This is a genomic window from Pedobacter sp. (assembly GCF_039594775.1).
GTDB lineage: Bacteria > Bacteroidota > Bacteroidia > Sphingobacteriales > Sphingobacteriaceae > Pedobacter.
The window spans coordinates 479,023-505,819 of the sequence record NZ_JBCNMT010000002.1; the positions used below are offsets into that span (position 1 = coordinate 479,023).

General features: G+C 37.3%; 17 protein-coding genes. 9 read left to right on the top strand and 8 right to left on the bottom strand.

The features are described from left to right. Nucleotides 1–102 precede the first annotated feature (102 nt). From ABDV71_RS08165 to ABDV71_RS08205, 9 genes are all read left to right on the top strand, one after another. Entirely contained in the window at nt 103–2,043 is a 1,941-nt protein-coding gene (locus tag ABDV71_RS08165; RefSeq protein ID WP_343531958.1) for an AAA family ATPase, read from the top strand. Between the two features lie 19 nt (nt 2,044–2,062). Continuing rightward, nucleotides 2,063–3,097 (top strand): hypothetical protein, encoded by a 1,035-nt coding sequence (locus ABDV71_RS08170; protein WP_343531959.1) that lies wholly within the window; start codon nt 2,063–2,065, stop codon nt 3,095–3,097. 11 nt (nt 3,098–3,108) lie between these two features. Then, nucleotides 3,109–4,593, top strand: a complete 1,485-nt coding sequence (locus tag ABDV71_RS08175) for a DUF3375 family protein (protein ID WP_343531960.1) — start codon at nt 3,109–3,111, stop codon at nt 4,591–4,593. Between the two features lie 4 nt (nt 4,594–4,597). Next, on the top strand, nt 4,598–5,188 hold the full coding sequence (locus ABDV71_RS08180) for a DUF4194 domain-containing protein (protein ID WP_343531961.1): 591 nt from the start codon (nt 4,598–4,600) through the stop codon (nt 5,186–5,188). After that, nucleotides 5,169–8,579, top strand: coding sequence for an SbcC/MukB-like Walker B domain-containing protein (locus tag ABDV71_RS08185; RefSeq protein WP_343531962.1), 3,411 nt, complete (start codon nt 5,169–5,171; stop codon nt 8,577–8,579). The genes ABDV71_RS08180 and ABDV71_RS08185 overlap by 20 nt, the downstream gene beginning before the upstream one ends. 2 nt (nt 8,580–8,581) lie before the next feature. Then, on the top strand, nt 8,582–9,730 hold the full coding sequence (locus tag ABDV71_RS08190) for a Wadjet anti-phage system protein JetD domain-containing protein (RefSeq protein WP_343531963.1): 1,149 nt from the start codon (nt 8,582–8,584) through the stop codon (nt 9,728–9,730). A gap of 105 nt (nt 9,731–9,835) precedes the next feature. Next, nucleotides 9,836–11,950, top strand: a complete 2,115-nt coding sequence (locus tag ABDV71_RS08195) for an AAA family ATPase (RefSeq protein ID WP_343531964.1) — start codon at nt 9,836–9,838, stop codon at nt 11,948–11,950. A gap of 115 nt (nt 11,951–12,065) precedes the next feature. Beyond that, a complete protein-coding gene (locus tag ABDV71_RS08200; RefSeq protein WP_343531965.1) occupies nt 12,066–14,342 on the top strand; it encodes an AAA family ATPase in 2,277 nt (758 codons plus the stop codon). 3 nt (nt 14,343–14,345) lie between these two features. Next, nucleotides 14,346–15,410: a hypothetical protein gene (locus ABDV71_RS08205; RefSeq protein ID WP_343531966.1), complete on the top strand. Its 1,065-nt coding sequence runs from the start codon at nt 14,346–14,348 to the stop codon at nt 15,408–15,410. Nucleotides 15,411–15,717: 307 nt separating this feature from the next. On the opposite strand, the gene ABDV71_RS08210 is transcribed toward ABDV71_RS08205, so the two are convergent. The 8 genes from ABDV71_RS08210 to ABDV71_RS08245 all read right to left on the bottom strand — a co-directional run bounded on the left by ABDV71_RS08210 (nt 15,718) and on the right by ABDV71_RS08245 (nt 26,643). Further along, nucleotides 15,718–17,445: an ATP-binding protein gene (locus ABDV71_RS08210; RefSeq protein ID WP_343531967.1), complete on the bottom strand. Its 1,728-nt coding sequence runs from the start codon at nt 17,443–17,445 to the stop codon at nt 15,718–15,720. A 10-nt stretch (nt 17,446–17,455) separates the two neighbouring features. Continuing rightward, nucleotides 17,456–18,574 carry a sensor protein KdpD gene (locus ABDV71_RS08215; protein WP_343531968.1) on the bottom strand — a complete coding sequence of 373 codons (1,119 nt, stop codon included), beginning with the start codon at nt 18,572–18,574 and terminating at the stop codon, nt 17,456–17,458. Nucleotides 18,575–18,578: 4 nt separating this feature from the next. Next, complete coding sequence (locus ABDV71_RS08220; RefSeq protein WP_343531969.1) at nt 18,579–19,643, bottom strand: porin; 1,065 nt, start codon at nt 19,641–19,643, stop codon at nt 18,579–18,581. A 475-nt stretch (nt 19,644–20,118) separates the two neighbouring features. Then, nucleotides 20,119–20,685 (bottom strand): K(+)-transporting ATPase subunit C, encoded by a 567-nt coding sequence (locus tag ABDV71_RS08225; RefSeq protein ID WP_343531970.1) that lies wholly within the window; start codon nt 20,683–20,685, stop codon nt 20,119–20,121. Nucleotides 20,686–20,703: 18 nt separating this feature from the next. Continuing rightward, entirely contained in the window at nt 20,704–22,737 is a 2,034-nt protein-coding gene (kdpB, locus tag ABDV71_RS08230; protein ID WP_343531971.1) for a potassium-transporting ATPase subunit KdpB, read from the bottom strand. 4 nt (nt 22,738–22,741) lie between these two features. Then, nucleotides 22,742–24,460 carry a potassium-transporting ATPase subunit KdpA gene (gene kdpA / locus ABDV71_RS08235; protein WP_343531972.1) on the bottom strand — a complete coding sequence of 573 codons (1,719 nt, stop codon included), beginning with the start codon at nt 24,458–24,460 and terminating at the stop codon, nt 22,742–22,744. Nucleotides 24,461–24,572: 112 nt separating this feature from the next. Further along, nucleotides 24,573–24,752, bottom strand: a complete 180-nt coding sequence (locus tag ABDV71_RS08240; RefSeq protein ID WP_343531973.1) for a hypothetical protein — start codon at nt 24,750–24,752, stop codon at nt 24,573–24,575. A gap of 559 nt (nt 24,753–25,311) precedes the next feature. Beyond that, entirely contained in the window at nt 25,312–26,643 is a 1,332-nt protein-coding gene (locus ABDV71_RS08245) for a sigma-54 dependent transcriptional regulator (protein ID WP_343531974.1), read from the bottom strand. Between the last annotated feature and the right edge of the window lie 154 nt (nt 26,644–26,797).

A 26,797-nucleotide genomic window follows, 5' to 3' on the forward strand; every position in this document is an offset into this window, starting at 1 on the left:
AGCTAAATCACGAAGAAACTATGAAAGAGCTAGCTGGATTGATAATGATTTGAATAGCTGTATAAATCGATATGTGAAAAATTTATATGATTAAATAATTATATGAGATCAAAATTATTAAAGATATCCATTGGGAATTTAGGTTGTATTGGCAATGAAGGTTTGTCAGTTAGCCTTGATGATATTTTGTGTATTGTAGGAGATAACAATGCAGGTAAGTCAACCGTGTTGCGAGCTTATGAATTAGCTTTCGGTAGTCAAATATATTCTTATGATAAGGATTATTGTAAAAGATCCAATGAAGAAAATACCTATGTCGAAATTTCTGTTCACATACCCGAGGGTACGGCTAATATAGCTGAGAAATGGAAAGAAAAGCAAGGAGATTTATTAGTTGTAAAAAGCAGATGGGAATGGGATAAAAATGGTTCTAAAACAAGAAAAACATATGATCCTGAAGCAAAAGAATACTCAGACGACGGAAATGCAGCTGGGTTAGATAATGTTTTTAATAGCAGGCTACCTGTTCCTTTTAGAATAGGTGCATTAGAGAATCCGCAGGCGGAATTAAAGAATTTGCTGAAACTTATAGTTGATCCTATCGCAGAAAATCTACGTTCACATTTAGATAATAAAGAATCCGAATTGAGTAAAGCATTGGAAGTATTTACTGGCTATGCTCAAAAGCCAGTAGAAGAGCATAAGGAAATTATTGAAAAAATAAACCAAAGAATGACTAATAGTCATAATAAAATCTTCCCAAACCTATCTATTGATTTAAATATAGGGATGTCTGATTTGAAGGTTGATCCTCTTGATGCATTGATTAAAGGATCTAAATTAAATATCAAGGAGTTTGATGAAAATATAGATTGGGATCAACAAGGAAGTGGGTCTCAGCGAGCATTATTTTGGTCTTTATTACAAGTCCGTTCGAGATTACAAGCGGTAAAGAGTTTCAAAGCAGATAATGAAAAGAGAATAAAACAAATAGAAAAAGACATTAAGAAGCTTGAAATAGAAAAGGAAAAAGCAAAAACAGATGCCACTAAACAAACAAAGCAAGAAGCAATTGAAGAAAAAACAAGAGAATTAGAAAGTACACAGAAAATTGAGGCTGAAAAAGCTATAGATGAAAGAAATAGTGAGGTAGCACTACCAGGATATATGCTACTAATAGATGAGCCAGAGATAGCACTTCATCCAAATGGAATTAGAGCTGCATCCAAGTATTTATATGAACTAGCTAACGACCCATCTTGGCAAGTTATGCTTACAACCCATAGCCCACTTTTTATAAATCCTTTTGAAGATCACACTACAATAATTCGGTTATCAAGAAACGAGGGAAATCCAACCCCAAATACTTATCGGTCTGATGATATTAAATTTTCTGAGGAAGAAATTGAAAACTTGAAGTTACTCAACGGTTTTGACCAAAATCTTTCCGAGATGTTTTTTGGTCAGTATCCCATTCTAATTGAAGGCGATACTGAATATGCTGCCTTCGATACGCTGATGAGAGAAAATACTGATAAATACCATGTTAACTGTAGACCAATACTAATAAGAGCCAGAGGAAAATATACAATAATTCCCTTAATAAAAATGCTGACACATTTCAAAATAGATTTTTCGGTTTTGCATGATACTGATTACCCAAAGAATAAAAAGGGAAATGTCAATAATGTGTGGACTGGAAATCAAGATATTTATAATCAAATAATACACGCAAGAACAATGGGGCTAAGAATAGTGCATAGAGTTTCTATGTCAACATTTGAAGTTGCTCATAACGGAATAGAACTTGATGACGAAGGGAATTATATTTCTTCAGCCGCTAAAGATAAACCTTGGATTATGTATCAAAAGATTAAAAATGAAGAACAAGTAAAAGAATCAGTTGAAGCAACGTTGGATGATCTCATTGATGCAAAGTGTAACGAAGAGCCATTTGATAAAATTTTTTCAGAAAGCTTATTAGAAGAATTTCAAAAATGGGTGCAAGAAAAAGGCATAAAGGATTTGAGGTTTGTGTTATAATTTATAAAGTTAGATTAAGATGTTAAGAATCAACCAGCAGCTCAAACGAATTGAGGTATCCAATTTTGAAATCGAAAATCAAATTGTTTTCAATTATTTCGATAGCCTTCCAGCAACGGAACGAGATGAAAAATTACTTCGGGCTATCTATATTGGAGTATTAGCTTTGATGGAAGATCGTATGTCCGCATTCCTTTCTAAAACCAGTAATGAGCTTGGAACAGAACTAGAAAGCCTGAAGATGATCTTCGATATGAAAAAGGAACTGTTTTATAAATCCTCAATCAAAGGGATATTGGCTGAGGATGAAATAGCAAATTTCTTAAATCAATATTTTACAAGTAAAAGGTTAAAAGATCGAGCAATACTTACAGCAAATAGTGCTGGAATTATTCCAAAGAATAAAACAGGTGATATTATTTGTGAAGTAGACGGTAACCCAAATCTTAAAATTGCAATTGAATGTAAGTTCGATAAAGGCGTCCGATTAGGAGAAATTGGAACCAAAGATTTGTTTACGAGAAAAACAGATACAGCTTGGAGTCAACTGCTCGAAGCACAAGCTAATCGGGATGCCAAAGTAAGCCTTATAGTTTTTGACATTTCCTTGGTGGATAATTCTATTGTTAAGGAGTTTGAAAATGTAGGATACATTCCAAACGTTGGATTAGTTGCTATCATAAATTCTCAAAAGGGAGACTATTCAAATTTGGCAATAGCCTATATGTTAGCGAGGGATATTGCCTTAAATGCAAAACAACTAGATTTGGATAAAGACTTATTGGTAATACTAGTCAATCGCCTTATCAAAGATATTAATGAAATTACAACTATAAAAACTCTTGTTCATAATAATATTGAGAATAATAAAGCAATTCTTAAGCAATTGGAAAAAAGTATTTTGCTGATGGAGTTTAATCAAGAATACCTTCGGAAATTCTTAGCAGATGGAACGTTGACAAAAGAGGATTTATTAAATTATTATCAGGGCGAAGATGTAAAAGATAGGTTTAGGCATATAGAAAAGGAAATAAATAGTCTTAGTAGTATTTAATCAATCGAAGTATGCTTGAGACCTTCAATTCTATATTAAAACTAAAATCGTTCACAGAGACAGCTATACCATTGAAGTTGTTAAGGTCAAGAAACCTTCCATTAATCATTACATTCTTGTATAAAGAGTTCAAAGAAAATGAGCAGATAGCTATACCATATCAAAACTTAATTCAAAAACTTGGCGATTTTCTAGACATTATTGAATATTCGGACGATGATGATGATGAATTAAAATCTGGAAAACTGATTTTGGATTTCGATGAAAAAGCCAAACTGTATATAGATAAGTGGATCGACCTCCATTATCTTAGAAACGTGATGGATGATAACAACAAACAGCCTCTGGTGTTAATATCCAAACATGTTGAAAAGGTCTTCCAGATATTTGAACTGCTTAAAGAAAAAGAGTTTGTGGGCACGGAATCGAAATTCAGAGATATTTTTCATAAGCTGAGAGATATAGTTGAAAATGCCAATCCTGATAAAGAACAGCGCTTGGCTGAACTTGAAAAGCGGAAACAGGCTATTGAGGAGGAGATCAGAAAGATAAAGATTGATGGATATGTAAGTACCTATGAAGATTATCAGATAAAATCCCGCTATGAAGAAGTAAGTAGGCTATCCAATGAATTGATAGGAGATTTTAAGGAAGTAGAAGATAATTTCAAGGAAATAACCCGCAGAATTTACGAACGTCAGCAACAGACAGATTTATCAAAAGGTATGTTAATAGCCGAGACATTTGATGCGCTGTACGAGTTAAGAAGTACGCATCAGGGAAAGAGTTTTTATGCATTCTGGCAATTTATGCTTGATGATGCGAGCCAATCCGATTTTCAAAAATTGACCAGAGAGGTATATCAAGTAATGGAAGATCGTGATATAGAAGTGTCTTCTACTTCACTTAAAAAACTTAAAACATTGCTGCACCTAGCCGCAAGAAAAGTGTTAGATAAGAACGGTATTTTAGCCGATAAGCTCAGCAGGGAGATTGTATCGAAAGATCAGTCAGAAAGTAGAAAAACCAGAGAACTCATTGCAAAAATAAGACAACTGGCTGTACAAAACTTGGATAAATCTAATGAAGCTGAAAGTTTTCTTGAACTGGATGGAAATCCGCTTATTAATTTTCCATTAGAAAAAAAGCTAGGGGAAAAACCCGAAATAAATACGTTTTCGTTTAGAGCCGATAATGGAGTGTTAGATCTGAAAGATCTTGATGATCTCTATAAAATCTATGATGCTGATTTAATAGATAAGGGAGTGCTGTTAAAAAATATCCATGAATTGCTGGAGGACAGACCGTCAATATCCCTAAAAGAGGTTGTTGAATATAAAGAACTTACAAAGGGACTAGCCGAATTGTTGGCTTATGTTACATTGGTCAATCAGTCGAATAAGTTTTTTGTTAACGAGACATTGAAAGAAGCGATACTGTTTGATCCTATTGCTGGAAAGTATTTAGAATTACCGCAAATAATATTTTCATCTTAAACACATGGAATATCAAAACCCTCGTATAGCACCTTACGCCAAAGCAGCTACAAAACTGCTTCAAGGTCCTGTTTTTGAAGATCAAGAAGAGCTATGGTCGGAAACCAACAAATACCGGGCTGAGCTTACTCAATACTTTGAAAATATAGCGATAGAATTGGTAATAGATAACCGTGATGGATATGCCTATCTCAGGCAGATACCCTTGGATGATCTTGGAACTACAATTGGCCTTATCCGACGAATACCACTAACTTATGAGCTCACACTTGTTTGTGTGCTGCTTAGGGAATGGTTAATGGAATTCGAATTGAACGATACGGAAACAACAAATCTGTATATTACTCCTAAAGAATTCAGAGATCGGTTAGAAATGTTTTTTAAGGAAAAAGCAAATGAACTAAAATTTATAAAGGAACTGAACAGACATTTAGAAAGTTGTGAGAAGATGGGGTTTCTCAAATTAGTACACAAGGAGCAGACGAATCCGGATGAATATCGATATGAAGTAAAGCGAATTATCAAGGCAAGAATAACAAATGAAGAGTTAACTAGATTTAAAATACAACTAGAAGATGAATTTAAGTCTTTTTAGCACAAAACCAAGCGAGGCTGGTTTCAGGCTACATACATATGAGGTGTTGAATTGGGGAACGTTTGATAAACAGGTATGGTCTATCGAACCAGGTGGTGAGACTTCATTGCTAACAGGAGCCAATGCTTCAGGGAAAACAACAATGGTAGATGGATTGTTAACGCTTCTTGTGCCGGAAAAGAGGATGCGTTTTTATAACCAAACCGCAGGAGCTAAAGGAGAACGTACAGAAGATAGTTATGTAATCGGAGAGTATGGCGAAACAGAGAATGCGGAAACCCATACAAGGGAGATTAAGAAATTAAGAGCAGATAAAACAACTGCCCAGTCTATTCTTTTGGCCGTATTCCAAAATGAAACACAGTTTGTTACTTTAGCTCAGACAAGGTGGTATTCAGGAGGAGAATTGAAACGTGTTTTTATCTTGGCTTATAAAAAACTCTCTATAGCCAATGATTTTACCCTATTTGATAGTGCTGGAGAATGGAAAAAGAGATTGAAGCAAAAGTATCCGAAGCAGGCTAACAAGGAGTTTGTACATCTGATGGATAGCCCAATAGAATATGGGAGGCTGATGCGCAAGACTTTTGGTATGCGATCCGAAAAAGCACACACGCTTTTTAGCCAAACCATAGGTCTCAAGGTTTTAGGCAACCTGGACGAGTTTGTACGATTACAGATGCTTGAGGAAAGAGATGCCGAAACTGAATTCCAGAAAATAAAATCATATTTTAAAACGCTCAATGACGCACACCGGGCTATCGAGAAGGCCAATAAGCAAATTGAACTACTTACGCCGATAAGAGATATCAGCATATCACTTACAAAACAAAAGGCAGATTTAGTAATTCAGGAAAGTCACAGACAAGTTCTCCCATATTGGTTTGCCAAAAAACATCAGGCGCTAATAGGTGAGTATATCGAAATCGAACAGAAACGAAAGGCATCATTGGATGAAGAAATCAAGACGAGAAGCCTCACGATCGATGACTTAACTGATCAGGAGAGAGAACTTGATATTCAGATCAAAAATGATGAAATAGGTTCGAGAATTAGCGCACTGGAAAAACAAAATAATGAGTTAAAAGCTGAGAAGGAAGACAGGGAAAGGGAACTTAAAAATTATAACGAATTAGCTGAGCTTTCAGGCTTTCAGCAGAATCCGCAATCGACTGAATTATTCGAAGAACAAAGAAATTTGGGTGTTGAAAAGAAGGAAAAAATAAAGACTATTCTTGTACAAAACGATGATGTAACAGTGGAATTAAAAATCCAGCAGCGTGAATTTCAAAAACGATTTGATGATATTTCGGATAAGCTTAATGTACTTCGATCTCAAAAAAACAATATAACAGGAGCACCGGCTAGAATAAGAAATGAAATATTGGAATACGTAGGTGCGTCAGAAAGTGATATCCCTTTTGTCGGGGAGCTTATCCGTGTAAAAGCAGATGCTTCAGATTGGGAATATGCAATAGAGAAAGTGCTGCATAATTTTGCACTTCGGTTAATCGTGCCAGAAGAATATTATCATCAGGTAAACAAATATGTTCAGGAGAATGACCTTAAAGGAAGGATCATTTATCATAAATTTCAGCATAAAAAGGTCGCTTCACAAATATTCCAAGCTATGGAAGAAAATGAGCTGATCTACAAAATTGAATTTAAAAATTCAGACTACGCTCTTTGGATAAGAAATGAAATTGAAGTAAAGTTCAACTACTTATGTACTGACGATATGCAGGAGTTTAGTCTCTCTGACAAGGCGCTTACCAAACGCGGCCTTACCAAAAACGCATCGAGACATGAGAAAGACGATAGGCCAGAAATAAGAAACAGGCAGCAATATATTTTAGGTTGGGATAACAAGGAGAAGATCGCAGCCCTTAAAGAAGAAGCCAGCTTGATAAATGGAGAGCTTTCACAGTTAACGGACAAGATAACCTATCAGAAAAATCATCAAAACAGAATAAGAAATGAAGATGAAAATTTAACACGATTTATAGAGATTAAACTCTTCAAGAAAATAGATTGGTGGTCTGTTGTAACGCAAATCAGTGCAAATGAAATAAAAATCAAAGAACTGCGAAATACAAACAGCAAAGTAGATGCATTAAAAGAACAAAGAGATGAGATTCTTAAAGAGTTGGAAGTTTTAAAGAGGCAAGTTGAGGATTCAAAAAGTGATTTAAGGGCTATAGAATACCAAATTGATCAACAACAACAAAAGTTAAGAGTGATTTTTGGAGTATTTGAAAATTATGAAGGACTGAATTTACAAGAAGCTACAGTTTCTTTTGAGAATACTTTTATCAAGGAAAGATCTTTTGACATTAGCAGCGTGGAAACTGAAAGATCCGAAATAAGTAGGAAAATAAGTGCCAGCATTGACAAGTTGAAAGATAACGTGCGGAAGGAGGAAAGTGCTGCAGAAAGTTTGATGAGGACTTTTAAAAATCCTGAAAGAGCAATAAGCGATAAATTTGAAGATTGGAATGCCGATACTCACCGACTTACAGAACGGGCTGAATTTATTGAAGAATACACCACCATATTGGATCGAATAGAGAAACAGGAGTTGGCTGGCTATAGACAACAGTTTAAACAATATTTGAACGATGAAATGATTACAAAAATGTCTGACTTTCAGACTTGGCTTGAAAGACAAGAAGAAGACATTGAGGAAAATATTGAGGTATTAAATAAGTCTCTTGAAAAGATAAATTTTAAGAAAACCCCACCTACATTCATTAAACTACATGTAGAGAAAGACTATTCTGCAAGAGTAAAGGATTTCAAAATTAAATTAAATGACTGGAAACCCAATATTGTAGAGTTTGAGCGAACGAAGGATTATGATATTTTAGAGGAAAGTTTTAATAAGATAAAATTGCTACTCGATCAGCTTACAAATGAAGAAAATATAAGAAGAGAAGTATTAGATGTCCGTAACTGGTTAAAATTTAGAGCAGTAGAACATTATCGTGAAGACTCATCAAAAATATTTAGGAGTTATACCGGAACAGCTAAGTTGTCCGGTGGTGAAGGTGCCCAACTTACCTATACTATTTTGGGATCCGCCATTGCTTACCAGTTTGGCATTCATAGTGAGGGTATTAATACCAATTCATTTCGCTTTATATGTGTGGATGAAGCATTTAGCAAGCAAGATGATGAAAAAGCACAGTTTCTTATGGAGTTATGTAAGCAGCTTCATTTGCAAGTAATGGTAGTTTCTCCAGCGAAGGCCGAAGAGGTTGCAATTGTGGAACCGTATATTGCTCGTGTACATTTTGTTCAAAGAAAAGATAATCGGCACTCGGTAATTTACGATATGCCTATTAAACAATTACGGGAACACCGTGAGCAATATTTACAGATAGCTGAATAACTATGATAACCATTGATGAAATAAGAAAAAAGGCTTCCCGAATATATCCTGAGATCCTTAGGAATAGTATTCTTGGAGTAGACAGTTTTCCATTGAATCTACGTTCAGATAAAAAGCTTTCCAAAGATTTTGTCGCCATGAGTAAGGAAATTGCTCAATTGATATCAGAGGCGAAAGATAGGAGGGGATATGGTTATTCAGTTATTTCCCAAAAAATGAAGAGCCGATCGCATGGTATACAAGATATTCCCCAGGTTATTAGGTTTGATACGTTACAAGATTTTCTGAAATTTACTGGCAAGGTAAAAGAGTACGAAGAGTTTCAAAGCAATTGTAATCTAATCAATTCAGAAATTCCAGAATTAAATGAATGGATAATTAAAAATCCATTGCAAGTAATCATAAATAAATCGGAATGGGGCAACATTTTGAAAGTATGTAAATATTTCAAACAAAATCCCAAACCAAATCTGTATATAAGAGAACTGCCAATAAAAGTTCACACTAAATTCATCGAAGGAAATAAAAGTATAATTCGACAATTACTTGAGGTTTTGCTTCCTGATCATATAAACACCGAGCATAAAGAATTTGAAAAAAGATTTAATCTAAAATTCAGTGAAACGTTGATCAGATTTAAAGTCCTGGACAAAGAAATAAGTCAAAAATATTTTTCAGGAATTGATGATATTGCTATTCCTGTAAGTCAATTTGAAACATTGAATTTGCCAGTTGAAAGGGTTTTAGTGGTTGAAAATAAAACTACGCTTTACACTGTTTTGACGCTGCCTAAAATGGATCGTACGATTGCCATATTTGGAAGTGGATTTAGCATCTATAATCTAAAAAATGCTCAATGGCTTTCTAATTTTGAATTACTTTATTGGGGAGACATAGACGTACAAGGATTTGAAATATTATCGCAATTCAGAAGCTATTTTGCACACGCTCAAAGCATCCTAATGGATAAAATTACTTTTGAAGAGTTTTTTGAACAGGATAAAGGCACTCCAACAAATGTCACTATTAAACTAAATTTATCACAGGATGAGCAGGAACTTTATGATCTTTTAAAAAAGAATAACTCGAGACTGGAACAAGAGAAAATACCACTGTATTGGATTAATGAATATTTGTCCGCAAGAGTGTAAAATATTATTACGAAATCATAAAACTCTAAATAACATGCGCAATCATAACCCTGTCTCTTTCTTAACTAATTGGGACTTTAATGTCAACCTCTCAAAAATTAGCACATGGAATTCTTAATTAAAAACTGTAATAACATTGATGAAGGGAAAATAGTACTGACAGAGAATATTCTTAATATCAGATATGGAATAAATGGTACTGGAAAAAGCACAATTACAAAAGCAATTAAATTTGGAGCAGAAGACCAATCCCAGCTTGTTCAACTCACACCATTTAAATTGATTGATACTGATAGCATACTCATGCCTGAAGTAATATGCCCAAGCGAAATCAATTCTGTATTGATTTTTAACGAAGAATATCTTAATCAGTTCTTATACAAAGAAGATGAACTCATTGCGAATAGTTATGAAATCTTTATCAAGACTGTAGAATATCAAGGTTATACTGATCAAATAGATAATCTGTTAAAACAGATTAAAGATGTATTTTCTGAAAACGATGATTTAAATACAATCATTCAAGATTTTGAGGGATTATCTAAAAGCTTTGCCATGACTCAGTCGGGTTTATCCAAAACATCGCCATTGGTAAAGGGATTGAAAGATGGAAATAAAATACATAATATCCCAATAGAGCTCAAAGGCTACTCTAAACTAATTAAGGATAAAAGCTGTGTAAGCTGGCTGGGCTGGCAGGTTCAGGGTGAACAATTTCTAAGTATATCAGATGATTGCCCATATTGCACTTCTTCTACCAAAGAGAAAAAGGAAATTATACATAGTGTATCCAAGGTTTATGACAAAACTGTTATTAAGAACTTTAGCATTATCCTCGATGCGCTGAAAAATCTTGGCGATTACTTTTCCGAAACTGCTAATGAAACTCTTAAAACCATTACTGAAAAACAGACTGGTTTAGAGAAAGCAGAAGAAGACTATATTATAGAAGTAAAAAAGCAGATTGACAATCTTTTAGGAAAATTAAAGGCACTTAAGTATATTTCTCCTATTTCGTTTGCAGAAGACGCAAAAGTTTCAGAAATTTTGACCAGGCTAAAGATTAACCTTGATCTGTTCGATAGGTTTAATTCTAATAAGACATCCGAAATTTTGGCTTCATTGAACAGTTCCCTTGATCAGGTACTTACTAAAGTTGGAGTGTTACAGGGAGAGATAAATAAGCAGAAAAGCTTGCTTAAAAAGCTTATTGAAAATCATAAGAAAAACATAAACGAATTTTTGCAGAATGCGGGCTATAAATATCAGGTCGAGATCATTGACAATGAAAAAAAAGATTACAAGTTAATTCTGCGACACAAAGATTCAACAAAAACATTAAATGGAGGTAAGCAGCATTTAAGTTTTGGTGAAAAGAATGCATTCTCGTTGGTTCTTTTTATGTACGAGGCGCTTTACAAAAAACCAGAACTCATTATTTTGGATGACCCAATTTCCTCCTTTGATAAAAACAAAAAATATGCGATTATGCATATGCTCTTTGGAAAGCAACAGAATAATAAGGAGAATATTCGAAACAAAACTGTTCTTTTGCTAACTCATGACCTTGACCCTGTTATCGATACCGTAAAAGTTATAAGAGAATATTCCTCAATCTGTGAAGCCAAATATATTTATATCGATTCTGGTAACCTTAAAGAGAAACTAATTACAAAAGCAAATCTATTGACTTTTGCCCAAATTTGTAAAAGAGCGCTTCAATCTGGTATTGACGAAATCATTAAACTTATTTATCTAAGACGGCACTACGAAATAATCGATGATCTTGGTGATGAGTATCAAATACTATCAAACCTATTTCATAAAAGAGGATTAGCAGAGTTAAAAGATACAAGGAAACCCATTGGCAATGATCTAATGGAAGATGTGGACTTTCAAAATGGTATAATGAATATTAGGACTTTTATTCAAAATTTTGATTACAGCGAAAATCTTGTCAAGATGGGTAATCCAAATCAACTTTATCAGATTTACCACTCAGCTGAAAACAACTACGCGCGCCTAAATGTGTTTCGATTAATTTATGAAGATCATTTGGAAGAACTTCCAAATGTGCTTAGGAAATTTATTAATGAATCATATCATATTGAAAATGAACTGATTTGTCAGCTCGATCCTAGCGATTATGATTTAGTTCCTAGCTTTATTATTGATGAATGTACGAAATATGTCGAAGAAAAAAGTGTTTTGAATCAATGACATTGCTGAAGGGCCATTTTTAATAAGAGAAATGCTACAGAATCAGATATTACCAATTTATCGGGCCTAAACTAAATATAACATATTAGTAAAGAATAACTATTAATTTAACCAAATGGAATTTAAATTACTCGCTCTCAAATTGAATAAAAAAAGTTCATACACAAAAAACCTTAAAGAAGGGGTTTTATATCAGTTCACTCAAGAATTTAAATTTATTTACGATTCAGACACAAAAAGAAAAGTCAAAAGTGGGCACAAAAATTTAATTGCAATAGAACAATTAAATACTTATCCGCATGACCTTTATGACTTTATAAATCTCAAAAGCACACATCAAGTTAACATAACAGCTATTTTAGGGAAAAATGGAGCAGGGAAGAGTACTCTGCTTGAATTACTTTACCTACTTATATATTGTCTTTCTGAGAGAAAGCAATTACTTAGTGATCGTGATAAAAATGCAAAGTTAATAGAGAGAAATCAATTTGTTGACTATCACAAGCAATTGAACAAGAAGATCGATGACATCTTAGAAGAATCTCAGATAGAGCTTTATTACAAATTCGATAATGACTTTTATCTTGCCTCCAATTCTGGAAAACAAATCAATTTTTATGTATTGAATGATAAGAAATGGGAAGTTAAAGAATTTGATCGTAGTAAGTTTTTTTATACCATTTGTGTAAATTACTCATTACATGGTCTTAATAGTAGTGGTAATTATTTTTGGCTAAACGGTCTTTTTCATAAAAACGATGGTTATAAAACACCGCTAGTAATTACTCCTTGGAGAGAGCAGGGTAACATGAATATCAACACGGAACTCCATCTTGCACAAACTCGAATTCTGGCTAATCTAATTAGCGAATCATTTGAATCGCAAAACATCATTGATGATAAGGTAATTGCAGCTGTAGAATTTAAAGTTGTACCTGATAGTATTGGCCGAATCAATGCCTTTTCACTCAGCTTTATCTACAATAATACAAAGAAGATAAATGGTGTCGATCTAATCGATCTATTTGAGAAAATTATTACCAGTTACGATCCAAGTGTCAAACCTAAATTAGATGAAGTTTTAAAATTTCTCAAAGAAGACCTTGTTAAAAATGAGAAGGATAGCATTGTAGCAATGAACGAATTCTCTTTTGAAAATCAAAGACCAGTTGATAGGCAATTGATTCGTTGTTTGTTAGCTAAGTATATTATTACAAAAATTGTGAAGATATGCATGAAATATTCTGAGTTTCGACAATTTACTGGCTTTTGGTCTTTTGAGGAAAATAGTGTTGCTAATGTTTTGCTCATAAATAAAGTAGAAAAATTGCCACAAAAGCTTAAAGCCGATCAAACACATGTGACTTTAAAATTAAAGCAAGCGATAAATGCCTTTCTTTTTGACTATTTGGATGAGAATTCATGGGTAAAAGAGCGTAATCCTGAGAACCTTGAACGAGTAATTTATACTACAAGTTTAGATTTTACAAATATTCAAGTTATGATTAAAAATGCATTTGAAAGATCTAAGCAAAAAAAGAAGTCAGTAGCTCAATTTATACCAACTGGGTTTTTCTTGCCAACTATTTTTGTAAAAAATAACATTGGAAGTTTTCCTTTTGGACAACTGAGTTCTGGAGAACAGCAAATGGTACATTCGATACATTCAATACTATATCACATAATAAATTTGGATTCACTAGCTGAATCTAAAGAGCCATATAAAGCTGTTAATCTAGTGTTGGATGAAATTGAGCTTTACTATCATCCTGAGTTTCAAAGATTATTTGTTAATAAGCTTCTAGATAGCTTATCCAGATTAAAGCTTAAATGTATATGCGGATTCAATATTATATTTTCCACGCATTCACCATTTATATTATCTGATATACCACATCGTAATGTGTTGAAGTTAAAAGATGGAAACCCAGTGGCTTTTGATGAGGAAGCCAGAACATTTGGATCCAATATTCACGAGATGTTGACAGATAGTTTTTTTCTTGATCAGAATTTGATTGGGGCATTTGCAGAGAGAAAAATTCAAAACTGTTTAAAAAAATTGCGTTTGCTTGAGCTGGGGAGAGAAAGAGTGAGTTTGCAGAATTCAAATATAATTGACGATAAAGGAATTATAATTTCTCGCATAAATGAGGAGATAAATAAGTTAGTTGGTAAAAAGACGAAATTCGATTATGGAAATGAACATGCTTTAGAAGTAGAAACACAGAAAATACTCAAGACTATTAATATGATTGGAGAACCTGTCGTTAAATATAAATTATTGGAAATGTATGATGAGATTCTTGCTGTCGAAGATAGAGAAAAAGCAAAGGCGAAGCGTGACATACAGGAAATTATGGAGCGAAGCGGGATTAAAAAAGAAGATATTTAATGTATGTTTTATCTAGATTTAAAACTAGCACAAATTGCTAATGCAAGAGATGTTCATTTTCAAAAATTTAAATGCTATGTAGGCCGTCGGATAGGTAACCCTCGCTGCTTGTTACCTCGTGGGCAATGTAGTATATGCGATTCTAGATTGGAAACTCTTACATTGAACCCAGCGATAACTGCTTTTTTAGGCAATCACATCAATTTGTCTGAAATATTAACGGGGGATCCTACAACATTGTTATCTGTAAATGATCGTTTTTGGACTTCAATCTTTCCAAATTATAATCATCAAACTTGGCGACCATACTTTGATAAAAAGCATATACATTCGAGTTATAATGGACCCCATAAAGCACAAGCACAATTGGTGTTTAATATTATTAAGGACTTAAAGAATGTATTAGATTATGATTGGTTCATCGACAAAAAAAACAAACATTATAATGCTTATACATTATCCCAAAATCTAGATAGAAATACGTGTACCTATTGTAACAGGGCATATACGTCCACAGTAATTCTCAAGGCAAATGGACAGTGCATCACGAGGCCGACGTTAGATCATTGGTATCCGAAAGTAGATTTTCCATTGCTTGCAGTTTCATTTCAAAATCTGATTCCATCATGTTACTCTTGCAATAGTTCGGTTAAAGGAACTATACAACTTAATCTGATAGATCATATCCATCCGTATGTTGATGTAACTCAGAACAACGATTTTCAGTTTGGATACTTCTATTCCACCAAACTAAACAAATATAGGGTTTTCGTGCAAAACTCACCTGGAAAAGCTTCTAAGTCAAAAGATACTCTTAAGTCGATGTATGTTGATGAAATATATAATACTCACCATTCGGAACTTGAAGAATTATTAATAATAAAGAAGAACTATTCGAGGGCATACATAGCAACAATGCATAAACTCTTGGATCAAAGATTGACGAAAGGCGAAGTATATCGTTTACTTTTTGGAGTGTATTATGAGAATAAAGATTTTCACAAAAGACCTTTGAGCAAATTTAAATATGATATTTTAAAGCAATTGGAAATGTTGTCCGATGTCTAACGTTCTCCAAACTTAAGATTTCTCGATTTTATATTCGCTTATGATTATACAAACTTTAAAATAAATCAAAACTACAATTTATCATATCTGCCAAATTTTTTGTTCTAACATAATCTGGTAAAGGTCTCCTTGATGAAAAAATGAAAAATTTTCATACTCTTTTTATATGAATCCTTTACGTTCCAAATCCTCAATTATGGGTTCTATTAACGATAGAAAGCGTTTTAAATGTTCAAAGTATTCCTCTTTATCGGTACTTCAAAGCTGTAATACGATAAGTGTTGAGCTTTTTTATTGATGCTTAATACTAAACCACAGGCAATGAAAAACTAAAAGTACTGCCTTCGCCCAATTCACTATCTACCCATATTTTTCCTTGTTGCGCTTCAATGAAATCCTTGGAAATGCTTAAACCAAGTCCCGAACCTGATTTATGTTGCCCATCTGTAGGTACTTGGAAATAGCGTTTGAACAATTCGTTTTTGTATTGTGCTTCTATGCCTTTTCCGTAATCGCGGACGCTAAAAACCAACATGTGCTCCACTTCTTTTAAAGTAATGTCGATGTTTGAATTATTCCCGCTATACCTAATGGCGTTGCTGAGGAAATTAACCAGTACCCAAGCCGACTTTTCTTGGTCGGCATGTAACATAGGCAACTGAGCTGGAACGACTAGTTTTACCTCAATATGCTTTTGCTGCATTTGTAATTTAACTGCGTTTAGGGCATAATCTAAAATCTGTTTCGCATCGCTTTGCTGTATGTTGAGTTTAATGTTGCCCGTCTCTACCTGTGCAAGATCTAACAGTTCTCCAGTTATTTTGAGTAATCTGTTAGCATCATCATTAATGTGGTTGATCATGTGATGCTGTTCTTGGTTCAGCGAACCCACACGACTGTCTTCCAACAACTTTAAGCTCATTTTAATAGAAGATATGGGTGTTTTAAGTTCATGCGAAATGGTGGCCATAAAATTGGTCTTGGCTTGGTCTAGTTCTTTAAAATCGGTCACGTTTTTTAAGATAAACACCTTACCAGCCGTTTTTTCTGTAAAGGAAATGTCGTTTTCTTCCTCAAGCGTTTCAGGAATATTAATGTCGTTGTGTTCTACGCTAAAGAACTGCGGCTTTTGGTTCATTACAATCTGTAGGAGGGTGCTGTCCTTTTTCTCGATAATGGTTTTCATCAAAGAATTTTGTTTAACTACTTCCTCTACATTTTTGCCGAGCATTAGGCTTGCCTCAATATTCAATAATTCGCTGGCCAGTTTATTTAAGAAGATGATGGTTCCTTTTTCATCAATTCCTACTACGGCATCCTGCATTTGTTCAATAATGGTTTCTATACGTAGTTTTTCTGATTTGAGCTTGGCCACATTGCTGTTTTCCCATTGGTCTAGCTTTTTGGCCATGTCGTTAAAGGCAGTAGCAAGCTGTGTAAATTCATCGGTGCCCTTAATGTGCAGACGTTGTTTATAGTTCTTTAGAGAAATTTCCTTAATCCCTTCCAGCAACTGGGCCAAGGGGTTGGCAATAAAGCCGGGGAAGCTTACAATGAAGGTGAACAGGATAAGAAAGAAAATGAAGGCTGCTAAACCAAGGTACAATGTAGATTGCGCCACGGTTTTCTCCGATTGCTGACTTTTATTCACAATGGCCTGCATGTTCAGGTCTTCTATCTGATAAATAGCCGCTTTGATGTTGGCCAGTTCGTTCGCATTGGTTTGTAACTGTAAACGACCGTAGGCTTTTTCCAACTCGTTAACGGCATTCCCTTCACCAGTTTCGGTAATGTTCTGCCTTTCTTGTGTGAGCAATTTGGCAAATGCCGTTTTGGAAGCGCTGCTCTTTAGACTATCCTTGTCAATAAGCAGTCGCATAGACTTGGCATATTGCAGGGAGTGGTTGTTGTCTTTTAAAATCAATGCGGCACTTTCAGAAATGCGATTGATTTGGTACAGGGAAATGGCGCCAAATAATATCAAAATGATAAAAAGGAAACCAATGCCCAACCTGAGTTTTGTTTTAAGCTTCATGGCGTTTGAATTAGGATAAAATTACCAAATCGATACTTCGGTTGGCGATGTTTTTTAACAATTTATTTAAAAGATAGCGACGGGTAATGAGGTCTATCCAATGGAAATGTGGTTTGCCGATACAAAGCGTCGTGATTTTCTTTTCATTTACCACTTCAATAATAGCCTGTGCCACCTGGTTGCTTTTTACCTTCATCACTTCGGCGCCTAACTCTGTAGCTAGTTTAAAGTTATTGATGAGATGTCGCTGTTTATCCAAGGCAATTTTACTGAGCTGCTCGTTTTCTGTTTGCACGTATAGGACTATCCATGGCGAACGGTAGTAGTTGGCCAGTTTAGCAGTTTTACGGATAATGAACTGTGCGGTTTTCCAGTTAGACGAGATACAGGCCAAAAAACGTTCCTGCCTTACATTGCCCAAATGTTTTTGGGTAATTTTTTGGTCTAGATAGGAAGCCACGGTACTTAGAGCTTGTTCACGTAACTGTATAATGGTTTCCTTTTTAAAGAAGTTTGCTAAGGCCCTGGTAATTTTATCTTCCTGATAGATTTTCCCTGCTTTAAGTCTGGCAATCAGTTCATCTACACTTAAGTCGATGTTTACAACTTCATCGGCTATTTTAAGTAATTGATCGGGGATGGTTTCCGTAATGGTTACACCGCTGATCTGCAGCATTCGGTCGTTTAAGCTATCCAGGTGTTGGATGTTCACGGCGGTGATTACAGAAATACCTGCATCTAAAATATCGACTACATCTTGCCAACGCTTTTCGTTTTTACTGCCAGGTACATTGTGGTGGGCCAATTCATCGACTATTACCACTTCTGGATGTCGGATGAGTACCGCCTGTAAATCTAATTCTTCCAGCGCTTTACCTTTATGGAACAATTGGGTGCGTGGAATAAGCGGTAAACCTTTTACCAAAGCTTCTGTTTCAAAGCGGCCATGAGTTTCTACATAAGCAATTTGTACATCAATATGATGCTGCAATAAGCTATGGGCTTCTTGCAGCATCCGGTAGGTTTTCCCCACGCCAGCGCTCATGCCCAAGTAGATCTTGAGATGGCCACGCTTTGATTTTTGCAGTAGCTCAAGGAAATGAGTGTGGGATGGAGAATTTGTTGACATGTTTTTAAAATGAAATGGCTAAACTGGTGGTAATGCTAGCGTTATAATCTACAGGGCTATTGTTCCTGATAAATTGGTTGTCACCTTGATATACCTTTCCTTCTAAACGAAGCAATGCTTGTTTGAACGGGCTATAATCAATATTTAAAGAATAACCGTTTACCTTAAATCCATCAGGATTAATACCTGTAACGATCATGGCTTGTTTGTCTTTATAGTATTCATATCTTCCGGCTAATGCCCAAGTAGGAGAGAAGGCGTATCTAGCAATGATCACGGGGGCAAGTACTTCTTTCTTTTCGCTACTGCCTCGGGTTACCTGCTGTGTGCCATAGTCAATCCCAGCGGTAATACCAAACTGATTACTTAACTGAAAAACCCCATATAGGTTGTGGTAAAAGCGTTGGGTGCGTAAGGCGTTTGTACCTTCGTAACCCAAGTAGTTGCTATAGTTCAGGGTGATTTTATCGCTAGCTTTAAAATTCAATTGCAGGCCACCCGCAGGTTTCGATTGACCATCTGCCCGTTTAATGCGCTGCCAACCATTGAGGTATAATAGGGTAGCGCTAAACTTTTGATCATCGGTAGCATAGCTGAGTTTGGCGCCTGTTTCAAAATAGGGGGTGTTTTCGGAAACAATGTTCCGGGTAAGTACCCAACAATCTTTGGAGATGGCACTTTCAAAGCCAATGTGCGAACTGAACACCCCAGCATCTAGCCAAAGGTTGGCAGTCTTAGAGAGCTTAACTCCCGCATTGGCTTCATAAGCGTTTTTCATCACATCAGGTTCTGCGGTATAGTTGGCAGTCATGTAGGTGCCTAGAGCTAGAGCGAGGTTGGCCCTCAATTGCTCGGTTTGGTAATTGGCCTTGATGAAGGCAAGGTTAAGGTTGATTTCGTTATGGCGGTTATGGCTGTAAATGAAACCTGGACGTTGGTTATTACTGGGTTTGTTGAAGTCGTAGGTGTAATAGGTTTCAATGTAACCGGATAGAGTTAATGGTGATTGTTGTGCAAAAACCTGAGTTAGTGAAAATGTAGTTAGTATTAAAATGAATATCTTTTTCATGATTATTGATATAATGTTGTTCTGCTACTATTTATAGTTCTGTCGCTACTGCGGGTCCTACTTTTATTAAGTAGTATTTATTGCTTTATTTGTCTTAATGCTTTCGCAAGCTCAGGTTCCTGTAGCTGAAAAAAGTATGCAAAAAAAGCCACGGCTGCGCCCTGTTCTGTTAATGTCAGTAGTTGGGCTTATCAGTGCATCCCGAACAGGCCAAGGCCGATTTTGGGAGAACGTAGAGGTATTGCTTAGGCCTGACATTGTTTAATAGCTGGGCTGTTGCTGAGAAAAGTATTTTTTTCATGATGATTGTTTTAATCTGAGTTGGAATGTAAAACGACTTAGAAGCTGATGCTGACCTGTAGCGAAGCGGAAAGCTATATAGTAAAATAAATTCAGCATGACGGAACGCGAACTTTACGTCACCCTGAATTTATTTCAGGGTCAGTTAGAAAGACACTTTATTTGATGATACATATTAATCGTTAAGCTGATCTAGTGCAATGTTTAAGGAAAGCACATTAATTTTTGAAGGGCCGAAGAGTCCAAGTAGCGGCTGCTCGGTTTGAAGGTCAATCAATTTCATCACCTTTGATAAAGGGATTTGACGGTATTGGGCAATGCGCTTGGCCTGTACTTTAGCCCCTTCCACGGAAATGTTAGGATCTAAGCCACTGCCTGAAGCGGTAATCAGTTCTACAGGAATGTCGCTTTTTTGTAGACCATTGTGGTATTTCAACAAGGTGTCAATCCTATTGTTGACTTCTTTGAGGTAGTCGGCATTGTTAGGGCCTTTGTTTGAACCTCCAGAACCTGTGGCATTATAGTTTACTGCCGATGGACGGCCCCAAAAGTATTGGGGTTTGGTAAACGATTGTCCGAGTTGTTTATAGCCTACCACTTTACCATTAAGTTCGAGTTTTTCGCCATTGCCCTGTCCCTTGCTTAGTTTGGCCGCAAAGCTGATGAATAGCGGATAGAGTACACATAGGATTACGGTAAATACAAGGGTAATACGGATAGATGGAAGAAGATACTTTTTCATGTTCATAATGATTAGGGCTTAAATAAATAAGCCAATACATAAATCAATCAATTTAATGCCTACAAAAGGGGCGACGATACCACCTAAACCATAAATAAAGAGGTTGCGGCGTAATAATGCGCTGGCACCAATGGGCTTGTAGGCTACTCCTTTCAGGGCCAAAGGGATCAGCAGCGGAATAATAATGGCATTGAAAATCACTGCGGAGAGGATGGCACTTTCTGGACTTTTAAGGCCCATAATATTCAAGCCTTGTAGGGCGGGAATGGCCGCAATGAAAAGGGCAGGTACAATGGCAAAATATTTGGCTACATCATTGGCAATGGAAAATGTAGTTAAGGTACCTCTGGTGATGAGCAGTTGTTTGCCTATTTCTACAATTTCAATGAGCTTGGTGGGGTCATTATCGAGGTCTACCATGTTGCCAGCTTCCTTAGCCGCTTGGGTACCGCTATTCATGGCTACGCCTACATCTGCCTGTGCTAGGGCCGGTGCATCGTTGGTGCCATCGCCCATCATAGCTACCAGCTTGCCTGTTTGCTGCTCGGCCTTAATGTAGTTCATTTTATCTTCTGGTTTTGCTTCTGCAATAAAATCATCTACCCCTGCTTTTTCGGCAATGTATTTGGCGGTTAAAGGGTTGTCGCCAGTGACCATTACGGTTTTAACGCCCATTTTACGTAAGCGCTCAAAGCGTTCGCTAATGCCAGGTTTAATAATGTCCTGCAATTCGATCACGCCCAAGGGTTGGTGATTTCTGCTCAATACTAAAGGGGTACCGCCATTTTCGGCAATCTGTTTTACTTGAACAATCAGTGCCGAAGGCATTTCAAAGTGATGCTTTTGGGCAAAGAGTTTCATGGCATCAAAGGAGCCTTTTCTGATGCTGAGTCCGTCGCCAGTATCGATGCCGCTGGAGCGTGTTTCGGCGGTAAAGGCAATAAAGGTAGCGTTAGCGGGAGGGGTCAATACCAAATTGGGATAGGTGTTTTGTGCCAGTTCCAAAATAGATTTTCCCTCTGGGGTTTGGTCGGCTAGGGAGGCCAAGGCCGCTAACCTGATGAATTCCAGTTCATCTACCTCTGGAATAGGATAAAAAGCCGTAGCTTTTCTGTTGCCAATGGTAATGGTTCCTGTTTTATCTAGCAGGAGTACATCAATATCGCCAGCAGTTTCCACTGCTTTGCCCGATTTGGTAATGACATTGGCCCTTAACGCTCTGTCCATTCCTGCAATGCCAATGGCAGAGAGCAAACCACCAATGGTAGTAGGTATTAGACACACAAACAAAGCGATTAAAGCCGCAATAGTGATGGGCGTTTGTGCATAGTTGGCAAAGGGTTTTAAGGTCACACAAACAATAATGAAAATTAAGGTGAAGCTGGCTAATAGGATGGTAAGGGCAATTTCATTGGGTGTTTTCTGTCTTGAGGCACCTTCTACCAATGCAATCATTTTATCTAGGAAGCTCTCGCCTGGTTGGGCGGTTACTTTTACCTTAATTTGGTCGGAAAGTACTTTAGTGCCTCCAGTTACCGAAGATTTATCGCCTCCAGCTTCTCTAATGACAGGGGCCGATTCACCTGTAATGGCGCTTTCGTCGATGGTAGCAATACCTTCCATAATTTCACCATCGGTAGGGATGATCTCGCCTGCATCACAAATAAAAATATCATCTTTTTGTAGCGCGTTACTGGAAATGGTTTGAATGCTGCCATCGGCCAAAAGTAAACGTGCGGGTGTTTCTTCTCTCGTTTTACGTAAGCTGTCGGCCTGTGCTTTACCACGGGCTTCGGCAATGGCTTCGGCAAAATTGGCAAATAATAGGGTAGCAAACAGTACCAAAAACACACATAGGTTATAGGTAAAGCTGCCTTGAGAGGTATTGTTTAAACTATAGATACTTACGCCTGCCATAATGATGGTGCCAATTTCAACGGTAAACATTACCGGATTTTTCATCATGGTGAGCGGGTTAAGTTTCACAAAGGATTGTTTAACGGCTACGCTAATTAGTGTAGCATTTAATAGCCGTGTTGATTGATGTTCCATCGTTTTATTTGATCATTGTAAAGTATTCTGCAATAGGGCCTAGGGCCAATGCAGGGAAATAAGACAGTGCGTTGAGGATCACGATAATGGTGAAGGTCATGAGTGCAAAGGTTTTGGTGTCTATTTGCAGGGTGCCTGCACTTTCTGGAATGTATTTTTTCTTTGCCAACAGACCTGCAATGGCCAATGGGCCTATGATTGGAATGAACCGACCAAACAATAGCACAAAACCAGTGAGTACGTTCCAAAAAGTATTATTGTCGCCCAAACCTTCGAAACCAGAACCATTATTGGCATTGGACGAGGTTACCTCGTACAGCATTTCGGAAAAGCCATGAAAGCTGGGATTGTTGAGCCATGCTGAAGGAGCTACTTCCCAAGGGGCTTGTCCGTACTGGCTAAAGGTATATGCTGCCAAAGCAGTACCGCACATGATTAAAAAGGGACTGATCAAAGTAACCAAAGCGGCAATTTTCACTTCTCTGGCTTCTAGCTTGTGGCCCAAAAATTCGGGCGTTCTGCCTACCATAAGCCCTGCTATAAATACCGCAATCACGAGGTAAACGAAATAATTGAGCAAGCCCACGCCACAGCCTCCGTAAATAGCGTTGATCATCATGGCCAATAGTTGGTATAAACCCGTAAGCGGCATGGTGCTGTCGTGCATGCTATTTACCGAACCCGTACTTACTACCGTGGTAATGGTACTCCAATAAGCACTGGCAGCAGGACCAAAGCGTACTTCCTTACCTTCCATGGCACCCGTACTTTGGGCTATCCCCATTTTGGTAATGTTCGGGTTTCCGCCCAGTTCACTTTGTAGGGTAGGGAGCAGGAGGAGTAAAAAGCCCACTGTCATGACCCCAAAAATAGACCAGGCCAGTTTTTTACGGCCAATGAATAGTCCAAAGGCAATGACCATGGCAATGGGGATGATCATTTGGGCAATGGCCTCGGTCATGTTGGTAAGGTAGTTAGGGTTTTCTAACGGATGGGCCGAGTTCGCACCAAACCAACCTCCTCCGTTAGTTCCCAAATGTTTAATGGCCACCATTGGCGCCGCGGGGCCTCTACTTACCGACACGCTGTCGCCTTGTAAACTGACGATTTGGTCTTTCCCTTCGTAAGATGCAGGAACACCATTAAATGCCAATATAAGGGCAACCACTACAGCTATTGGTAATAAAATTCGGGTAATGGATAGGGTAAAGTGTTGCCAAAAGTTGCCCAGTTTAGTGGTAGTTTTTTCCTTAAAGGCTTTAAAGAAGGAAATGGCAATGGCCATACCTGTTGCTGCGGAAACAAAATGCAGGAACATGAGGATGAAATGCTGTACCAAGTAGCTTACACCACTTTCGCCGCTGTAGTGCTGTAGGTTACAGTTGACCACAAAGCTAATAATGGTGTTAAAGGCTAAATGGGGCGACATGCCCGGGTTGCCGTCGGGATTGAGTGGCAGTTTGTCTTGATTGATCAATACGAAGAAGCCATATACCAACCATAGGGCATTAATGGTAAGCATGGCTTTAAGATGTTGTTTCCAATCCATTTGCTCGTTTGGATTGATGCCTGAGAGTTTATAGATGAACTTTTCGAGGGGTGCCAGCACGTTCGTCCATACGCGTTGGCCAGCAAATACCTTTGCAATGTAACTGCCCAAGGGGATACCAATGAGAAGGGTGAGGGCAAAGGTGGCTATGATGCCTAAGATTTCGGTTTGCATGATTTAGAATTTTTCGGGATGGAGCAGTACGTATAACATGTATGCGAATACGGCTACAGAAATAATGAATAGGATAAGCATGGGTTAAATTTTTTCGAACCAATCAACTGTTTTAAAGAAAAGCCACATGCATACGAGCAGGGCCAATAAGAGAAGTAGTGTCATCATCATTTTTATGTTTTTCCTGTGCTTTGCTAGGGATGTGCCAAAGTGAATGGATGATGTTTAACTGATTGTTGTTGAGTGTGTTGGTTTGTTTTGGTGCTTGGGGTGCATCAAAAAAGCTTCTCATTTTGAGAAGCTCGTTTATCATTTTGAGTGGAGTGGTGTCGCTACCGCGGGTCCTACTTTATCAAGTAACTAAAGGTTGGATGACTTACCGTTGTCGTCATTGCGAGGCACGAAGCAATCTTAATAGGATTATAAATGATTTAGTACTATTAATGGTTCTGTCGCTTCGCGGACAAACTTTTTTCCAGTAGCTGAAAAAAGTATGCAAAAAAAGCCACGGCTGCGCCCTGTTCTGTTAAAGTTATATGGTAGGGCTTATTGGTACATCCCGAACAGGCCAAGGCCGATTTTAGGTTAACGTAGAGTGATTGCTTGGGTTTGACATTATCCAAAAAATTGGAGCCTATTGAGATTGCTTCGTACCTCGCAATGACGGTATTTTATCGTTGGTGAGTGAATAAAACACTTTAACGATGCGATTGAATTTTCTATGTGCCTATGTGGTTCATTTTTTGGAACGTAAGCCTTACAAAGAATATAAAACCACATAGACACATAGAAGTATTATAGTGGATAATTCTTAAAGAAGTTGCCAAGACTGTGGGAGTTACGCTTTGATTTTAAAACTTTGGAATGTGATACTGTTCCATTTTGCGGTACAATGTTGCTAAACCAATGCCCAGTAAGCGGGCGGTTTCAGTTTTATTACCCGCGGTGTATTGTAGTACTTTTTTAATGTGCTGCTCTTCTACACTGGCCATATCCAAGCTTGTGGTGCTGCTTTGTTGGTTAAAGTTGAAGGGCAGTAATGTTTCGTCTAGCGTATTTTGCTCACTTAAAATAAGGGTTCTTTCAATGGTATTCTTCAGCTCGCGAATATTGCCTTTCCATTGATGCTGTAACAATAGGTCCTGAAAAGCCTTGCTCATCTGTGCCATTGGGGTACCGTTGATTTGGGCAAAATGGGCAATAAAATGTTTGGCCAGCAGTAAAATATCATCACCTCTTTGGTTCAATTGGGGCAGGTTCAGCGTAAATACGGATAGGCGGTAATACAAATCTTCCCTAAAATTGCCTTTTTCTATTTCTTCGCTGAGGTTTTTGTGGGTAGCAGCAATCAATCTGATGTTTACCTTTTGGGTCTGTAGGTCGCCTAATTTAATAAAGGTACCATCTTCCAATACCCTTAGCACTTTGGCTTGCATGTGCAGGGGCATGTCGCCAATTTCATCTAAAAACAGGGTGCCCCCATCGGCTTGTTCCAATAAACCTTTTTTATCCTGTAAAGCGCCAGTAAAGGCTCCTTTTTTATAACCAAAGAGTTCACTTTCCAATAAATCGGCGCTGATGGCACTACAGTTAATGGCTACCAGTTCGTTTTGGCTTCTTTTACTGCTTTGGTGAATGGCTTTGGCAAATACTTCCTTTCCTGTACCTGTTTCGCCCAGTAGCAATACATTGGCATCGGTTACGGCTACCTTTTTAGCCATGGCAATACAATGCGCTATGGCTTGCGATTGCCCGATGATGTTTTCAAATCCTTTGCTGGGGGTATGGGGCTGTGTTGTAGCTATAGTGGCTTTGGATACGGCCTCAAAAGCTTTGGCCACCAAGGGAATAATTTTATCGTTGTCGTCGCCCTTGGTAATGTAATCGTAGGCACCGTTTTTCATGGCCTTCACGCTATCGGCAATGGTGCCATAAGCGGTAAGGTTAATGACCTGTACGTAGGGCTTTTGTTGTTTAATAAGGGCTACCAAGTCGATACCACTATAATCGGGCAGTTTTACGTCGCATAGCACTACACCAATTTCATGATGTTGCAGTAGCTGGAGCCCCTCTTTGCCTGTATAGGCTTTATGAACGGTATATCCTTCTAATTCGAGAATGCGTGCGAGTAGGTCGCACAGCTTTTTTTCATCGTCGATGATCAGTATGGATTTGGAGTTCATGATGCAAAGATAAGAGGGTTTTTTGGTTTTTGGGTTAGGAACTAGGGATTAGGAATTAGTATTTAGTAGGCTACTGATTGGTAGACACGCTTGTCATCCAGAGCGTAGCGAAGGATCTTATAGTAATTGATTGTTTAACTGACTAATTGTCTCC

Coding starts and splice junctions, on each gene's coding strand:
- ABDV71_RS08165 (WP_343531958.1), top strand. CDS start 103: ATGAGATCAAAATTATTAAAGATATCCATTGGGAATTTAGGTTGTATT.
- ABDV71_RS08170 (WP_343531959.1), top strand. CDS start 2,063: ATGTTAAGAATCAACCAGCAGCTCAAACGAATTGAGGTATCCAATTTT.
- ABDV71_RS08175 (WP_343531960.1), top strand. CDS start 3,109: ATGCTTGAGACCTTCAATTCTATATTAAAACTAAAATCGTTCACAGAG.
- ABDV71_RS08180 (WP_343531961.1), top strand. CDS start 4,598: ATGGAATATCAAAACCCTCGTATAGCACCTTACGCCAAAGCAGCTACA.
- ABDV71_RS08185 (WP_343531962.1), top strand. CDS start 5,169: ATGAATTTAAGTCTTTTTAGCACAAAACCAAGCGAGGCTGGTTTCAGG.
- ABDV71_RS08190 (WP_343531963.1), top strand. CDS start 8,582: ATGATAACCATTGATGAAATAAGAAAAAAGGCTTCCCGAATATATCCT.
- ABDV71_RS08195 (WP_343531964.1), top strand. CDS start 9,836: ATGGAATTCTTAATTAAAAACTGTAATAACATTGATGAAGGGAAAATA.
- ABDV71_RS08200 (WP_343531965.1), top strand. CDS start 12,066: ATGGAATTTAAATTACTCGCTCTCAAATTGAATAAAAAAAGTTCATAC.
- ABDV71_RS08205 (WP_343531966.1), top strand. CDS start 14,346: ATGTTTTATCTAGATTTAAAACTAGCACAAATTGCTAATGCAAGAGAT.
- ABDV71_RS08210 (WP_343531967.1), bottom strand. CDS start 17,445: ATGAAGCTTAAAACAAAACTCAGGTTGGGCATTGGTTTCCTTTTTATC.
- ABDV71_RS08215 (WP_343531968.1), bottom strand. CDS start 18,574: ATGTCAACAAATTCTCCATCCCACACTCATTTCCTTGAGCTACTGCAA.
- ABDV71_RS08220 (WP_343531969.1), bottom strand. CDS start 19,643: ATGAAAAAGATATTCATTTTAATACTAACTACATTTTCACTAACTCAG.
- ABDV71_RS08225 (WP_343531970.1), bottom strand. CDS start 20,685: ATGAAAAAGTATCTTCTTCCATCTATCCGTATTACCCTTGTATTTACC.
- kdpB (WP_343531971.1), bottom strand. CDS start 22,737: ATGGAACATCAATCAACACGGCTATTAAATGCTACACTAATTAGCGTA.
- kdpA (WP_343531972.1), bottom strand. CDS start 24,460: ATGCAAACCGAAATCTTAGGCATCATAGCCACCTTTGCCCTCACCCTT.
- ABDV71_RS08240 (WP_343531973.1), bottom strand. CDS start 24,752: ATGAGAAGCTTTTTTGATGCACCCCAAGCACCAAAACAAACCAACACA.
- ABDV71_RS08245 (WP_343531974.1), bottom strand. CDS start 26,643: ATGAACTCCAAATCCATACTGATCATCGACGATGAAAAAAAGCTGTGC.